Annotated in this window: 16 protein-coding genes; 4 read left to right on the top strand and 12 right to left on the bottom strand. The window is 61.9% G+C overall.

All coding sequences use genetic code 11. The annotated features are described in order from the left end of the window. Position 1: 1 nt before the first annotated feature. The 12 genes from AC1Q6X_RS18065 to AC1Q6X_RS18010 form a co-directional block, all read right to left on the bottom strand. Complete coding sequence (locus tag AC1Q6X_RS18065; RefSeq protein ID WP_492497991.1) at positions 2–904, bottom strand: M48 family metallopeptidase; 903 nt, start codon at positions 902–904, stop codon at positions 2–4. Then, entirely contained in the window at positions 885–2,144 is a 1,260-nt protein-coding gene (locus tag AC1Q6X_RS18060; RefSeq protein ID WP_492497990.1) for an AmpG family muropeptide MFS transporter, read from the bottom strand. Before AC1Q6X_RS18060 ends, AC1Q6X_RS18065 begins: the two co-directional genes overlap by 20 nt. After that, positions 2,144–2,755, bottom strand: coding sequence for a methionine biosynthesis protein MetW (metW, locus tag AC1Q6X_RS18055; RefSeq protein WP_070222822.1), 612 nt, complete (start codon positions 2,753–2,755; stop codon positions 2,144–2,146). The genes AC1Q6X_RS18060 and metW overlap by 1 nt, the downstream gene beginning before the upstream one ends. Beyond that, positions 2,752–3,951, bottom strand: coding sequence for a homoserine O-succinyltransferase MetX (gene metX / locus AC1Q6X_RS18050; RefSeq protein ID WP_071650235.1), 1,200 nt, complete (start codon positions 3,949–3,951; stop codon positions 2,752–2,754). The genes metW and metX overlap by 4 nt, the downstream gene beginning before the upstream one ends. Before the next feature lie 133 nt (positions 3,952–4,084). Next, positions 4,085–5,827, bottom strand: coding sequence for a phosphoenolpyruvate--protein phosphotransferase (gene ptsP / locus AC1Q6X_RS18045; protein ID WP_070222880.1), 1,743 nt, complete (start codon positions 5,825–5,827; stop codon positions 4,085–4,087). Between the two features lie 44 nt (positions 5,828–5,871). After that, positions 5,872–6,141: an HPr family phosphocarrier protein gene (locus tag AC1Q6X_RS18040; RefSeq protein WP_010393142.1), complete on the bottom strand. Its 270-nt coding sequence runs from the start codon at positions 6,139–6,141 to the stop codon at positions 5,872–5,874. Between the two features lie 92 nt (positions 6,142–6,233). Further along, a complete protein-coding gene (locus AC1Q6X_RS18035; RefSeq protein ID WP_035824452.1) occupies positions 6,234–6,638 on the bottom strand; it encodes a PTS sugar transporter subunit IIA in 405 nt (134 codons plus the stop codon). A gap of 12 nt (positions 6,639–6,650) precedes the next feature. After that, positions 6,651–7,607 carry a glutathione synthase gene (gene gshB, locus AC1Q6X_RS18030; RefSeq protein WP_070222826.1) on the bottom strand — a complete coding sequence of 319 codons (957 nt, stop codon included), beginning with the start codon at positions 7,605–7,607 and terminating at the stop codon, positions 6,651–6,653. Between the two features lie 97 nt (positions 7,608–7,704). Then, positions 7,705–9,003, bottom strand: coding sequence for a glutamate--cysteine ligase (gshA, locus tag AC1Q6X_RS18025; protein ID WP_077399358.1), 1,299 nt, complete (start codon positions 9,001–9,003; stop codon positions 7,705–7,707). A gap of 203 nt (positions 9,004–9,206) precedes the next feature. Next, positions 9,207–10,742 carry an ammonium transporter gene (locus tag AC1Q6X_RS18020; RefSeq protein WP_492497988.1) on the bottom strand — a complete coding sequence of 512 codons (1,536 nt, stop codon included), beginning with the start codon at positions 10,740–10,742 and terminating at the stop codon, positions 9,207–9,209. A gap of 11 nt (positions 10,743–10,753) precedes the next feature. Beyond that, a complete protein-coding gene (locus tag AC1Q6X_RS18015) occupies positions 10,754–11,092 on the bottom strand; it encodes a P-II family nitrogen regulator (protein ID WP_010393464.1) in 339 nt (112 codons plus the stop codon). Between the two features lie 11 nt (positions 11,093–11,103). Then, positions 11,104–11,871 (bottom strand): TorF family putative porin, encoded by a 768-nt coding sequence (locus AC1Q6X_RS18010; protein WP_070289927.1) that lies wholly within the window; start codon positions 11,869–11,871, stop codon positions 11,104–11,106. 270 nt (positions 11,872–12,141) lie between these two features. On the opposite strand from AC1Q6X_RS18010, the gene AC1Q6X_RS18005 reads away from it, so the two are divergent. The 4 genes from AC1Q6X_RS18005 to AC1Q6X_RS17990 all read left to right on the top strand — a co-directional run bounded on the left by AC1Q6X_RS18005 (position 12,142) and on the right by AC1Q6X_RS17990 (position 15,171). Continuing rightward, positions 12,142–12,396, top strand: coding sequence for an accessory factor UbiK family protein (locus AC1Q6X_RS18005; protein WP_070289926.1), 255 nt, complete (start codon positions 12,142–12,144; stop codon positions 12,394–12,396). A gap of 119 nt (positions 12,397–12,515) precedes the next feature. Beyond that, positions 12,516–14,036: a YifB family Mg chelatase-like AAA ATPase gene (locus AC1Q6X_RS18000; RefSeq protein WP_492497986.1), complete on the top strand. Its 1,521-nt coding sequence runs from the start codon at positions 12,516–12,518 to the stop codon at positions 14,034–14,036. Between the two features lie 64 nt (positions 14,037–14,100). Beyond that, complete coding sequence (locus AC1Q6X_RS17995) at positions 14,101–14,646, top strand: hypothetical protein (protein ID WP_492497984.1); 546 nt, start codon at positions 14,101–14,103, stop codon at positions 14,644–14,646. Between the two features lie 180 nt (positions 14,647–14,826). Then, positions 14,827–15,171 carry a DUF1840 domain-containing protein gene (locus AC1Q6X_RS17990; protein ID WP_070224486.1) on the top strand — a complete coding sequence of 115 codons (345 nt, stop codon included), beginning with the start codon at positions 14,827–14,829 and terminating at the stop codon, positions 15,169–15,171. Positions 15,172–15,300 lie beyond the last annotated feature (129 nt).

Raw genomic sequence — 15,300 nt, 5'->3', positions numbered from 1 at the left:
CCTAGCGCTGCGCGATGGCGGTGCTGCGGTATGGCGGCAAGGCGTCCACGCTGACGCCCTTGCTGCGCGCGTACAGGGGCAGCACTTGCGCCATGTGGCTGTTCATCTGCGAGATGCGGTCCTTGCCCGACGGGTGCGTCGAGAGGAACTCCGGCGGCGCGCCCTTGCTCACTGCCGCCATTTTCTGCCACAGGATGACACCGGCGCGCGGGTCGAAACCGGCGCGCGCGGCCAGGTCCATGCCGATCAGGTCCGCTTCGCGCTCATCGTCGCGCGAAAACTTCAGCATCACGCCCTGCGCCGCCATATTCGTGGCGGTGCTGGTGATGCTCGGATCGACGCCGAGCCAGGCAGACAGTCCGGCGCCGGCCAGCTTGGCGCCGACGGCGGCCAGGTTGCCCTTGCCCGCCTGCGCCTGCGAGTGTTCGCGCAGCGCATGCGAGATTTCATGCCCCATGACGATGGCTACTTCGTCGTCGGTCAGATTGAGCTTGGTGATGATGCCGCTGTAAAAAGCAATCTGCCCGCCCGGCATGCAAAACGCATTGACCTGGTCGGAATTGAGCAGGTTGACCTGCCAGTTCCAGTCGGCCGCCGCCTCGTTCCAGCGCGTGGCGAACGGGATGATGCGCTGGGCGATGGCGCGCAGGCGTTTCACTTGCGGGTCGCTGTCGGGCACCAGCGCATTTTTTTCCTTCGCCTCGTTGACCAGCTGCGCATATTGCTGCTTCGATTGTGCATTGAAATCGGCGCCGCCGGCAAAGATGCGCGACGTCGACAGGGGACGCACCTTGATGCCGTCCTGGACCGTCGCCTCCTGGGCGTGGGCGGACAGGGGCGCCAGCGCGGTGGCCGTGCACAGGCTGGCCAGGATGGCGTAACGTTTAAGGGATATTGGTGCCATTGGCAGACCTCCATGGAGCAATTTTAGGCAGCATCAGCATGGCCGGAAAGGCCAGGAAGAAGCACACGATGAAAAACGAGAACCAGCCCAGCTCGGCGACCAGAAAGCCCACCGAGGCATTGATCAGGGTGCGCGGCACGGCGCTCAGGCTGGAAAACAAGGCATATTGCGTGGCCGTATAGCGCGGGTCCGTGGTGCGCGACAGGAATGCGACAAAGGCAGCCGCGCCCAGGCCCAGGCTGGCGAAAGCTTCAAAACCGATCACGGCGCTGAGCAGCATGGTATTCGGCCCCACCTGCGCCAGCCAGGCGAAACCCAGAATCGCGATCGCCTGCAGCGCGCCAAACACCCACAGGCCCCGGTTGATGCCCAGCTTGAGCATCCACACGCCACCGACCACGCCACCGGCCAGGCTGGCCCAGAAACCCGTGGTGTTGGCGGCCAGGCCGATCTGCGTCATGGAAAAACCCAGGTCCAGATAGAACTTCGTCGCCAGCGCCGTGGCCATGCTGTCGCCGATTTTGTAGAGTAATACGAAGGCGAGTATCCACATTGCGTTACGCCAACCATCGCGTGCGATGAATTCCTGGAACGGCAGGATGATCGCTTCGCGCATGGTCTTTGGCGGCGAGCCGTACACGGTCGGCTCCCTGATCAGCAGGGTGCACACGAGACCCGGCAGCATGAAGGCGGCCGTGATCCAGAAGACGGGTTGCCACGGCATGCGGTCGGCCAGGATCAGCGACAGCGCACCCGGCACCATGCCCGCCACCTTGTACGCATTGACGATGACGGCCGCGCCTAGGCCCTGCTCGTTGTCGGCAAGGATTTCACGCCGGTAGGCGTCGATGACGATGTCCTGGCTGGCCGACAGAAAGGCTACGCCGCCGGCGGCCGCCGCGATCAGGCCGATCTGCGTGAGCGGGTCCAGCATGCCCATGGCGCCGATGGAAAAGAACAGCGCCACTTGTGTGAGCGCCATCCAGCCGCGCCGGCGTCCCAGTCCCAGGATGCGGTAGCGGTCCATCAGGGGCGCCCACAGGAATTTCCAGATGTAGGGGAACTGCACCAGCGCGAACAGCCCCAGCGCCTTGACGTTCAAGCCCGACTTGGCCAGCCATGCCTGCAGCAGGTACAGCAGGATGAACAGGGGCAGGCCGGAACTGAAGCCCAGTACCAGCACGGCCAGCATGCGGCCATTGGCATAGGAACGCCAGCCGGGCGCCGGGCTTGTGGTCATCAATGCACCGCTTTTTTACGCAGGCGGAAGACGGCCAGGTCGCCGCGCAGGTTCGGCAGCACGGAAACCATCTTGCCTTCGGCCAGGGCTACGCATTCGATCACTTCCAGGCCGCATTCCTCGGCCAGTTCGCGGAAGTCGTTGATGGTGGCGCAGCGCACGTTGGGCGTGTCGTACCACTGGTAGGGCAGCGACTTCGACACGGGCATGCGGCCTTTCAGCAAGGCCACGCGGTGCGGCCAGTAGGCGAAGTTGGGGAACGAGACGATAGCCTCGGCGCCCACGCGCACGATGTCGCGCAGCAGCGGCTCGACCTGCTTCATCATCTGCAAGGACGACAGGCACAGCACCGTATCGAAACTGTTGTCGCCAAAGATGGCCAGGCCCTTTTCCATGTCCTGCTGGATCACGTTCACGCCGCGCAGGGTGCTGGCCAGCACCTTGTCGTCGGCGATCTCGATGCCATAGCCGCTGCACTCCTTGTCGCTTTGCAGATACTGCAGCATCACGCCTTCGCCGCAGCCCACGTCCAGCACATGCGCGTTGTTCGGCACCCAATGGGCGATGAAGGCCAGGTCGGGGCGCAGCGCGCTCAATTCGTCAAAAGTCATGCGGTCTCCTTGGCGCCCTGGCGGACGGCGGTGTGCGGTGCAGGAGCGGGCAAGCCCGCCCCGATGTCGTTCCAAACCTGGCCATAATAGGCGCGCACCATGTTCATGTAGCGCGCATCTTCCAGCAGGAAGGCGTCGTGGCCGTGCGGCGCGTCGATTTCGGCATACGTGACCTGGCGGCGGTTGCACACCAGCGCTTCGACGATCTCGCGGCTGCGTTCTGGCGAGAAGCGCCAGTCGGTGGAAAACGAGGCGAGGAAGAACCTGGCCTTGGTACCCGACAGGGCCTTGGCCAGGTCGCCGCCATGCGCGCGCGCCGGATCGAAATAGTCGAGCGCCTTGGTAATCAGCAGATAGGTGTTCGCGTCGAAGTACTCGGAGAACTTGTCGCCCTGGTAGCGCAGATACGATTCGATCTCGAAGTCGATGCCGAAGCCGAATTTGTAATCGCCCGTCTGCGCCGCGTCGCGCAGCTTGCGGCCGAATTTTTCGGCCATGTCATCGTTCGACAAATACGTGATGTGGCCCACCATGCGCGCCACGCGCAAGCCGTTCTTCGGCACCACGCCATGCGCATAGAAGTCGCCGCCATGGTAATCGGGGTCGGACAGGATGGCCTGACGCGCCACATCGTTGAAGGCGATGTTTTGCGCCGACAGCTTGGCCGTCGAGGCGATCACCACGCAGTGGCGCAGCCGCTCGGGGAACATGATGCTCCACGCCAGCGCCTGCATGCCGCCCAGCGATCCGCCCATCACGGCGGCGAACTGGGTGATGCCCAGTTCATCGGCCAGGCGCGCCTGCGCGCTGACCCAGTCTTCCACCGTCACGACGGGGAAGCTGGCGCCATACGGCTTGCCGGTGGCGGGATTGGTGTGCATGGGGCCCGTCGAGCCGAAGCAGGAGCCAAGGTTGTTGACGCCGATGACGAAGAACTTGTCCGTGTCGAGCGGCTTGCCGGGGCCGACCATATTGTCCCACCAGCCCGTGCTTTTCGGCTCGTCCGCATAGACGCCGGCCACGTGGTGCGAGGCGTTCAGGGCGTGGCAGACCAGCACCGCGTTCGATTTGTCGGCGTTCAGGGTGCCGTAGGTTTCATACATCAACATATAGTCCCGCAGCGATGCGCCGCTTTGCAGCTGCAGGGGTTGCGCAAAATACATGGTTTGCGGCGAAACGATTCCAATGGATGACATGTGTGTCGGTTTATAAAAGGGGGGCGGCCCCACGGGCCATGGTCGATGCAGCACCGCGATGATAGGTGCTGCAACTTTAACATCAGGACACCTCTTGCCGCGCGCGAGGTGTCCTGATGCTTAAGGTGACAGTTTACATGAGCTGCAGTTGCTGGACGGCTTCCGCGATCACATTTGGTTCCATCGAACGCATAATTTTGCGCATTTGTGGCGCAATCAGACCCAGGTCGCTGTTGAGGATCTCTTGCTTGACCGCCAACAGCTGCGCCGGATGCATGGAAAACTCGCGCAAGCCCATGCCCAGCAGCAAGCGCGTGAGCTTCACGTCGCCCGCCATCTCGCCGCACACGGCCACGTCGATGCCCGCCTTGTGGCCGGCCGCGATCGTCATCGAGATCAGCTGCAGCACGGCCGGGTGCAGCGGATTGTACAAATGCGCCACTTCGTAATCGACCCGGTCGATGGCCAGGGTGTACTGGATCAGATCGTTCGTGCCGATCGACAGGAAATCCATGCGCTTGACGAACATGGGCAGGGCCAGCGCGGCGGCCGGAATCTCGATCATGGCGCCCACTTCGACCTCGTCGTCGAACTTGACGCCCTCCTCGCGCAGGCTGGCCTTCGCCTGCGCGATCATGGCCAGCGACTGGTCGATCTCGAACGCATGCGCGAGCATCGGGATCAGGATGCGCACCTTGCCGAAGGCCGAGGCGCGCAAAATCGCCCGCAGCTGCGTCAGGAATAGCTGCGGCTCGGCCAGGCAGTAGCGGATGGCGCGCAGGCCCAGGGCGGGATTCAAGGCCGTATGGTCGGACTGGTCGAGCGGCTTGTCGGCGCCGATGTCGAGCGTGCGGATGGTGACGACTTTTCCCTTCATCGACTGCACCGTGTTGCGGTAAGCCTCGAACTGCTCGTCCTCGGTGGGAATCTTGTGGGCGCGGCCCATGAACAGGAATTCGGAGCGGAACAGGCCCACGCCGCTGGCCCCCGACTCCAGCGCAAACGCGCAATCCTCGGGCAACTCGATATTCGCCAGCAGGGTGACGGGCGTGCCGCATTTGGTGACGGCCGGCGTCTTTTTCAGCTTGCCCAGCTTCTTGCGCGCGCGCTGCATGGCCACCTGGCGCTCGCGGTACTGTTCCAGCACCAGCGCGCTGGGGTTGGCGATGACGACGCCGGCGTCGCCGTCGATGATCAGCCAGTCATCCTGGTCGATCAGCATCGACGCCTGCGACATCCCGACGGCGGCCGGGATATCGAGGCTGCGCGCGACGATGGCCGTGTGCGAGTTCTGCCCGCCCACGTCGGTGATGAAACCGATGAAGGAGCGGTCGCGGAACTGCAGCATGTCGGCCGGAGAAATGTCGTGCGCGACGACGATCATCTGCGCCATCAATTCGTCTTCGGCCGCGGCCTTGGGCAGCAGCTGCTCCGTGCCCAGCAAGACTTTCAATACGCGCTCGGCCACCTGCTGGATGTCGGCCTTGCGTTCGCGCAGGTACGGGTCTTCGATTTCATCGAACTGCGCCGACAACTCATCGATCTGCGTCAACAGCGCCCATTCGGCGTTGTAATGGCGCTTGCGGATGATGTCGAGCGGCGCTTCGGAAATCATCGGGTCGGAGAGGATCAGCGCATGCACGTCGATGAACGCGCCCAGCTCCGTGGGCGCATCCTTGGGCAGCTCGTTCCACAGGGTCTGCAGTTCCTTGTGGACGGTGGCGATGGCGCTTTGCAGGCGCTGGACTTCGGCTTCGATCTGTTCCTGGGCGACCAGGTAATGTTTGACGTCAAGGGCGGCCGGCGCCAGCAGATGTGCGCGGCCGATGGCGATGCCGCGGGAAACCGGGATGCCGTGGAGCGTGAAAGATGCCATGGGTTGACCTGTCGGAATGCGGCTGCGGCTGCGTTCGGCGGGCATTACTCGCCTTCGCCAAACCTGTCATTAATCAGGGCGGTGAGCGCATCGACACATGCCTGCTCATCATCGCCCTCGGCTTCCAGGGTCACTTTCGCGCCCTTGCCGGCGGCCAGCATCATCACGCCCATGATGGACTTGGCGTTGATGCGGCGCGCGTTGCGGGTCAGCCAGACGTCGCTCTTGAACTTGGCGGCGAGCTGGGTAAATTTGGCGGAGGCGCGTGCGTGCAGTCCCAGCTTGTTGATGATTTCGAGTTCTTTTTGAATCATTTTTGTATGGTCTCTATCCCTGAATGCACTACGCTGATGACAATCTTGGCCTATAAAACCCGCCGCCTTCAGGGCGGCGGCCATGTACTTCCTTACTCGCCCACGCGAATGCGGTTATCGACGCGCACGGCGCCGCTTTGCGCGCCGGCCAGCGCCATCTCCACCACCACGTCGAGCGTGTCGCGGCGATACGTGATGGCGCGCAGCAGCATCGGCAGGCTGATGCCGGCGATGACTTCCACCCTGCCCGCATCGGCCAGCTTGTTGCAGCAGTTCGACGGCGTGCCGCCCTTCACGTCGGTAATCACCAGCACGCCGGAACCGTCGTCGAGGCGGCAGATGGCGTCCGACGCCAGCTTTTGCACTTCCGCCAGGTCCTGGTCGGCGACGACGTCGATGGCTTCAAACCGCTCCGTTGGACCGCGAAACACATGCGCGCAGGCAGCGATGAAAGCCTGTCCCAGCGGTGCATGTGTCATGAGCAAAATCCCTACCATAGTCAATACCCTCTAGCGCTGCTGCGCTTGCGCAACGCCATGCTCGACGGCGTCGACAAACATGGCCGCCACGTCAAAGCCCGTCTGCTGCATGATTTCCTGGAAGCAGGTCGGGCTGGTGACATTGACTTCCGTCAGATAGTCGCCGATCACGTCCAATCCTACCAGCATCAGGCCACGCGCGGCCAGGATCGGGCCCAGCTTTTCTGCGATTTCCAGGTCGCGCGCCGTCAATGGCTGCGCCACGCCCGTGCCGCCGGCGGCCAGGTTGCCCCGCACTTCGCCCGCCTGCGGGATGCGCGCCAGCGAAAACGGCACCGGCTTGCCGCCGATGACGAGGATGCGCTTGTCGCCCTTGACGATGTCGGCAATAAAGCGCTGTGCCATGATGGTCTGCGCGCCGTTCTCGCTCAAGGTCTCGATAATGGCGCCCAGATTCAGGCCATCGGCCTTGACGCGGAAGATGCCCGTGCCGCCCATGCCGTCGAGCGGCTTGAAGATGACGTCCTGGTGTTTGGCGTGGAAGGCGCGCAGGCGCGCTTCATCCGACGTCACCAGGGTCGGCGACGTGAATTCGGAAAACTGGGCAATCGCCAGCTTTTCATTGTTATCGCGGATGGCGGACGGCTTGTTGAAGACGTGCGCGCCCTGCTTTTCCGCCAGCTCCAGCAAATACGTGCCGTACACGTATTCCATGTCGAACGGCGGGTCCTTGCGCTCGATGATGGCGTCCAGGGCCGACAGGCGCACTTCCTCGGTCGAGACGACCTTGTACCAATCGTGTTCGTCGCCCGTCAGCGCGATGTGGTTTACCCGTGCCGTGACGATGCCCTCTTCCAGCGCCATGTCCTTCTGTTCGAACGCATACACGGCATGACCGCGTTTGGCCGCCTCGCGCATCATGGCGAAGGTGGAATCTTTGTAAGTCTTGAAGCCTGCCAGCGGGTCGGCAAGGAATGCAATTTTCATGGTGCGTCCAATCGGGGAGCCTGGATAAGGAATGCTTGATTCTAGCCGAGATCGCCAGGTGCGGTAGTCACCGCGCCCGGCAAGCTGCGGGGCGCGATCAATACACCTCGGGATTCGGGTCCGTGCGCTCCATTTCCAGCGACGCCGCCAGCAAGGCCAGGCGCGCCACCACGCCATACACATAGAAGCGGTTCGGCGCGGCCGTGCCCGGCTTGGCCTTCAAGTCCGGCACGGCATGCTGCTGGGCAAACGCCAGCGGCACGTACTGCGAGCCTGGGGCGTTCAGGTTCTGGTCAACGCCCTTTTCCGCGTGCACGCGGTAGAAGCCGCCCACCACATAGCGGTCGATCATGTAGACGACGGGTTCGGCCACGGCATCCTTGATGCTTTCAAACGTGGGCACGCCTTCCTGGATGATGACGTCGGTGACGACCTTGCCATCCTTGACGATGGACATCTTGTCGCGCTGCTTGCGCGACAGGTCGCGCACTTCGCTGGCGTCGCGCACCGTCATGATGCCCGTGCCATACGTGCCCGCATCGGGCTTGACGATGACGAAGGGCTTTTCCTTGATGCCGTATTCCTTGTATTTCTTGCGGATCTTGGCCAGCAGCACATCGACGCTGGCGGCCAGCGCGTCTTCGCCCTCGCCTTCCTGGAAATTGACGTCGCTGCACTTGGCGTGGAAGGGATTGAGCATCCACGGGTCGACATCGATCATCTTGCCGAATTTTTTCACCACTTCATCGTAGGCCGTGTAGTGGTTGCTCTTGCGGCGCAAGGCCCAGCCCGCGTGCAAGGGCGGCAGCAAGCTTTGTTCATGAATATTTTGCAAGATATCAGGGATGCCGTCCGACAAGTCGTTATTCAGCAGAATCGTGCACGGGTCGAAATCCTTCAAGCCCAGGCGGCGGCCGTTGTTCAGGCGCACGAGGGGCTCGATGACGAGCATGTTGCCGTCCGGCAGGGCCAGCGGTGTCGGCTGGGTGATGTCGGGCGACCACGAACCGAAGCGCACGTGCAGTCCCGTCTGGCGGAAGATTTGCATCAGGCGCGCCACGTTCTGCAGGTATTGCGGCGTGGTGTTGTGCAATTCCGGTACGATCAGCAGGTTGCGGGCGTCCGGGCAATACTTGTCGATGGCAGCCATGGCGGCCTGCACGGACAGGGGCAGCATTTCCGTGGCCAGGTTATGGAAACCGCCAGGGAACAGATTGGTATCGACGGGCGCCAGTTTGTAGCCCGCGTTACGCAAGTCTACCGAGCAATAGAAGGGCGGCGTGTGTTCTTGCCACTCCATGCGAAACCAGCGCTCAATGGCCGGCGTCGCAGCCAGAATCTTTTTTTCGAGGTCGAGCAGCGGTCCGGTCAGGGCCGTGACGAGATGGGGAACCATAGTTACATCCTTAAATTATGTGCAGTATTCAAAAAAGCACACAGAACTGCCGACTATATTACCGTGTAAGTACCCCAAATCGGGGCAAAACCCTTGTTTTAAAGACCTTTTCCATTCCCACAACGAAAAAAAGGCACCTCAATGAGGCGCCTTTCTGGCCGGACATGCCGCGCCGGGGCGCTGGCATGCCAGATCATTGTTATTTAACCATGATACGCTTGCTCGCCATGGCTGGTGATGTCGAGGCCTTCGCGCTCTTCTTCTTCCGGTACGCGCAAGCCGATGACGATGTCGACCAGTTTATAGGCGACGACGGAGACGACGGCCGACCAGACGATGGTGGTGCCGACCGCTTGCGCCTGCACCCACACCTGATGACCGATCGAATACGGATCGGCCGACATCTTGTTGGTGACATAGTCGAAGATGCCCTGGCCGCCCAATTGTGGTGCAGCAAACACGCCCGTCAGCAAGGCACCGAGGATACCGCCCACGCCATGCACGCCGAACACGTCGAGCGAATCGTCGGCGCCGATCAGGCGTTTCAGGCCATTCACGCCCCACAGGCAGACGATACCGGCCAGCAGGCCGATGACCAGGCCGCCCATCGGGCCGACAAAGCCGGCCGCCGGGGTGATCGCCACCAGGCCGGCCACGGCGCCGGACGCGCCACCGAGCATGGATGGCTTGCCTTTGCTGATCCACTCGCCAAATACCCACGACAGGGTGGCGGCGGCCGTGGCCAGCAAGGTGTTGACGAAAGCCAATGCCGCTACGTCGCCCGCTTCCAGCGAGGAACCGGCATTGAAACCGAACCAGCCCACCCACAGCAGCGAAGCGCCGATCATGGTCATCGTCAGCGAGTGCGGCGCCATCGATTCGCGGCCGTAGCCGACGCGCTTGCCGATCATGATCGCGCCCACCAGGCCGGCGACGGCGGCATTGATGTGCACCACGGTGCCGCCGGCGAAGTCCAGCGCGCCTTTTTGCCAGATCCAGCCCGCTTTCAGGGCTTCGCTGGCCGAGGTGGCGGCATTGGTGATCAGGTCAGGACCGGTCCAGAACCACACCATGTGGGCCGCTGGCAGGTAGGCAAATGTGAACCACAGCACGACGAAGGCCAGCACGGCGGCAAACTTGGCGCGCTCGGCGAAGGCGCCGACGATCAGTGCGCAGGTGATGGCGGCAAACGTGCCCTGGAAGGCGACGAAGACGAACTCGGGAATGACGACACCCTTGCTGAAGGTGGCGGCGGCGGCAAACGTGCCCTTGGCCGGATCCCAGATACCGTTCAGGAACAGGCGGTCGAAGCCACCGAAGAAGGCGGTTTTTTCCGTGAAGGCGACCGAGTAACCGTAAATACACCACAGCACGATGACCAGCGCGAACACCATGAACACTTGCATCAGCACCGACAGCATGTTCTTCGAGCGCACCAGGCCGCCGTAGAACAGGGCCAGGCCGGGGATGGTCATCAAAATCACCAGCAAGGTGGAAATCATCATGAAACTGGTATCGCCCTTGTTGGCGACAGGGGCGGCAGCCGGTGCGGCAGCGGCCGGGGCCGGGGCGGCGGCAGCGGGCGCGGCGTCAGGCACGGGCGTGACGGCGGGGGCGGCAACGGCCGTGGTCGTGGCCGCCTCCGTCTTGGCAGGGGCATCGGCAAAGCTCGGCGCGGCGACGCCAAACGCACACAGACAGGCTATCCCAGCGAGCAATTTTGTTATATTTTTACGCATCAATATTCCCCTTAGAGCGCTTCGTTGCCGGTTTCACCGGTACGGATGCGGATGACTTGTTCCAGGTTGTAGACGAAAATCTTGCCGTCGCCGATTTTACCGGTACGCGCGGCGCCTTCGATCGCTTCGATGGCCTGGTCGACAATGGCGTCATCGACGGCTGCTTCAATCTTGGTTTTTGGCAAAAAATCAACGACATACTCGGCGCCACGGTAGAGTTCCGTGTGGCCTTTCTGGCGGCCGAAACCTTTGACTTCGGTGACGGTAATGCCTTGCACATTGATAGCCGACAAGGCTTCGCGTACTTCGTCCAGTTTGAACGGTTTAATGATTGCAGTAATCATTTTCATGGCAGTCTCGCTTAAAAGGTTTTGGATACGGTCAGCACGAGACCGGATTTCGCCAGATTCTTGCCATTCGGTGCCAGCGACGTGATGTTGGCCTTGACGGCGGCCAGAGCCACGGTCACCACGCCGAAATCCTTGGTCACGCCGATCTTGTAATCGTTATAGCTGAGGGCATCGTTGTGCGCGACCTTCTGGCGTCCGGCATGCAGGTTCAGCATGTAGCCATCGTGCACATCGACGTTGGCACCCACATCGAGGTAGCCGCTGTTCTTGCTGTCAGGCACGCCGAACAGATTACTGGTCGAATGCGAGTACTTGATGTAGGCCGGGCCATAGCCGAGCTGGCCGTACAGTTCGAAGGTGTTCGCGTTGGTGCTCAGCCCATTTGACGGATAGAAGTAGTACAGGCCGCCCACATCGTAGGTGAAATCCTTGCTGATCTCGCCACGTTTGCCGCCGTAGATATCCCATTCCAGGTTGGTATCGCCGCCGCCGTCTTTGATCCATTTGATGCTCGACAGCCAGGTCCCCACGTACAAACCCGTCGGATTGTGGGTATAGTCGGCGCCGCCGCTGATGGCAGGGTCGAGACGGCTTTGCGACACGCCACGGTAGCGGTAGTCGCTGGTCAGCGCCACGTTGTAGCTCACCACGTTATCAGGTACGGCTTCGGCCGCAGCAGGCGCCGCCACTGCATCCTGGGCCATGGCGCTGCCGCACAAGGCGGTCATGGCCAGCGTCAACGCTGCAGCTAAAGTCATGTTCTTGGACAGATTCTTCATGGCGATTCCCTTTTATTGAACTTTTAAAGCGGTTGAGGTTTAAAATCTTGGCTGGAGATCACAAAGCGTTCATACCTTCTTTAGCAGAATACGTGCCAGCTCTCTTGCCACCTTGACAGGTGCCTTTCCGGCCATACATACCGTGCAAGCCGCTGGGCATGCGGAAATACGTTGCTGAAGCGTTGTGGATTTGCCTATTTTCGCACCAGATTAACACCGCTGTGCACCGCAATGGTGCGATGCACATGCCGCACCATAAAAGGACTGAACATGGACATGAATACCTTCTTTAACGACTTGCAAGGCAAGATCCACCAGGCCATCGAGAACTCGCCGGCCAAGGATATCGAGAAAAACGTGAAATCGATGATGACCCAAGGCTTCGCCCGCCTCGATCTCGTCACGCGCGAAGAATTCGATATCCAGGCGCAAGTGCTGGCCAAGACCCGCGCCAAGCTCGACGCACTGGAATTGCGCCTGATCGAACTGGAAACGCGTCTGAACGAACCCAAGGCCAAGGTGTAAGGTTGTGAGGTGACGCCAGCCAGACCACGTTATTGACGGCCTTGCTGGCATAGCTCAAGCCTGACGGCGTTTCACGCGCTAGACTGAGACTGCCCGCGCCCGCGCCACAGGGGAGTTTGATGAGTCTGGCCGTCCTGAAAAGCCGCGCCCTGGCCGGCATGGAAGCGCCCGAGGTAAGTGTCGAAGTCCACCTTGCCAACGGTTTGCCTTCATTTACGATAGTCGGCCTGCCGGATACGGAAGTGAAGGAATCGCGCGACCGCGTCCGTGCCGCGCTGCAAAACTGCGGCTTCGAGATGCCGGCGCGGCGCATCACGGCCAACCTGGCGCCGGCGGACCTGCCCAAGGAATCGGGCCGTTTCGATCTGCCCATTGCCCTGGGCATCCTGGCCGCCTCCGGCCAGTTGCCAGGCGACCAATTACACCACTATGAATTCGCCGGCGAACTGTCACTGTCGGGCCAGTTGCGCCCCATCCGCGGCGCGCTGGCCATGACCTTTGCCATGCAGCGCTGCCCAGCGGGCGCGCCACGCGCCTTCATCCTGCCGCAGGCGAACGCGGACGAGGCGGCGCTGGTCCGCGATGCCTGCATCTATCCCGCCCACAGCCTGCTCGAAGTCTGCGCGCATTTTGCCGCGCACGGCAGCCAGACCGCCCTGCAACGCCACCAGCCCATGCTGGCAGCGCACGCCTTTCCGTATCCTGACTTTGCCGACGTGCAAGGGCAGCAGCAGGCGCGGCGGGCGCTGGAAGTGGCGGCCGCGGGCGGCCATAACGTCCTGATGGTCGGGCCGCCGGGCGCGGGCAAGACCATGCTGGCCAGCCGTTTTCCCGGCGTGCTGCCGCCCATGAGCGACGAAGAGGCGCTGGAATCGGCCGCCGTGCATTCGCTGGGCGGCCACTTCAAGGTGGAACACTGGAAACGCCGCCCCTATCGCGCCCCGCACCAGACGGCGTCCGGCGTGGCCCTGGTGGGCGGCGGCAACGTGCCGCGCCCCGGAGAAATCTCGCTCGCGCACTGCGGCGTGCTGTTTCTCGATGAAATCGCCGAATTCCAGCGCCGGGTGCTCGATGTGCTGCGCCAGCCCATGGAATCGGGCGTGATCAACATTTCACGCGCGGCCCGCCAGGCCGAGTTTCCTGCCCGCTTCCAGCTGATCGCCGCCATGAATCCCTGCCCGTGCGGCTATCTGGGCCACGCTTCGGGACGTTGCCGCTGCACGCCGGACGCCGTGCTCCGTTATCACAGCCGCCTGTCCGGTCCGCTACTCGACCGTATCGACCTGCAGATTGAAGTGGCCGCCATGCCGCCGGCGGCGCTGGGCCGGCACGCCGGCGCCGGAGAAAGCACGCGAGCCATCGCCACGCGGGTAGCGGCAGCCTTTGCCCTGCAGCTGGCACGCCAGGGAAAGGCGAATCAGCGCCTGAGCAGCACCGAAATCGAACAGCATTGTCGCCTGGAAACGCATGGCGAACAGCTGCTGCACGGCGCCATGGCGCGATTGCACTGGTCGGCGCGTACCTATCACCGCGTACTGCGCGTGGCGCGCAGCATCGCGGACCTGGAGGCTAGCCCCGGCATCACGCAGCCGCACGTCGCCGAAGCGATCCAGTACCGGCGCGTGCTGCGTGAAATATAAGGCGGCCCGTAAGTGCCGCACGTGCACGATTGCGCACGACTGGCGGCGCTGCTACCATCTGCTGATGAAAAAACCATCACTTGCCCTCTTTCTGGCTACGCTCGCGGCCGCCGGCATCTTGTCGGCCTGCAGTCCGAAGTTCGACTGGCGCGACTACCGCAGCCCCGACGCCCAGTTCACGGCCTTGTTTCCAGGCAAACCGGCCGTGCTGACGCGCGAGATCGATCTTGATGGCAGGAAAATCAGCCTGACCATGACGGCCAGCGAGGTCGATGGCAATACCTTCGCCATCGGCAGCGCCGTGCTCGACAGCGCAGAACAGGCGCAAGCGGCCCTGCCCGCCATGCAGACTGCCTTGTTAAAAAATATCAACGGCACCGTGCGCAGCGAAAAATCGGCATCGACGGCCAGCAGCACGGCGGCAGGAACACACCAGCGCAGTTCGCTCAGCATCGAGGCCAACGGCACGCAGCAAGGCAAGCCGGTCTTGCTGGTCGGCCGTTTTGTGGCGCAGGATAAACGGATTTTCCAGATCATCATCCTCGGTGAAGAAAGCAAGCTGTCGCGTGACACCATCGACACTTTCATGGACTCGGTGAAACTGGATTGAGACTTAACGATCGCTTAAACGGGTGTTTTCACCGTAAGCAAGCTCTTGTAAATGCGTGCGTTGTCCAACAGATGGCCCTATCCGGCTTGCAAATGTGCAATCCGGGCAATCGGACGGCCTGTGCGACATTTCAAGTCGTGATATTGTTTCGACACTAACAACAAGTTTCAGAAAGCGCTTATGTTGATCTCATTCAAATCCAAATCCTCCCCTGAAGTGCTGATGTACCAAGAACATGCCCAGCGCATCCTCGACATCCTGCACAAGAACCCCACACGCGGCGTCATCACGCCAGCCGAAGCGGGCGATGCCCTGGCCCTGCTGGAAAAAGAAGTCGCGGAAAGCAAACTGCATCCGGAAAATGACGTCGAACACGATGCGCATACGCCGGAAACGCTGGAAGATGGCGAAACGGGCGCCCATGCGCGCGCGCAAAAAGTGCATTTCTCGCAGCGCGCCTATCCGCTGATGGAAATGCTGCGCTCGGCCAAGGCGGAAAATGAAAGCATCACCTGGGGCATCTAGTCCGATGAACGCTGCAGACGAAAAAAAACCCCGCTGATGCGGGGTTTTTTTATATAACAAGCCTGACGATAACCTACTTTCACACTGGTTGCAGCACTATCATCGGCGCAAAGTTGTTTCACGGTCCTG

The organism is Janthinobacterium sp. GW823-FHT06H09 (assembly GCF_058794735.1).
This window is presented reverse-complemented; position numbering and strand designations above follow the sequence as displayed.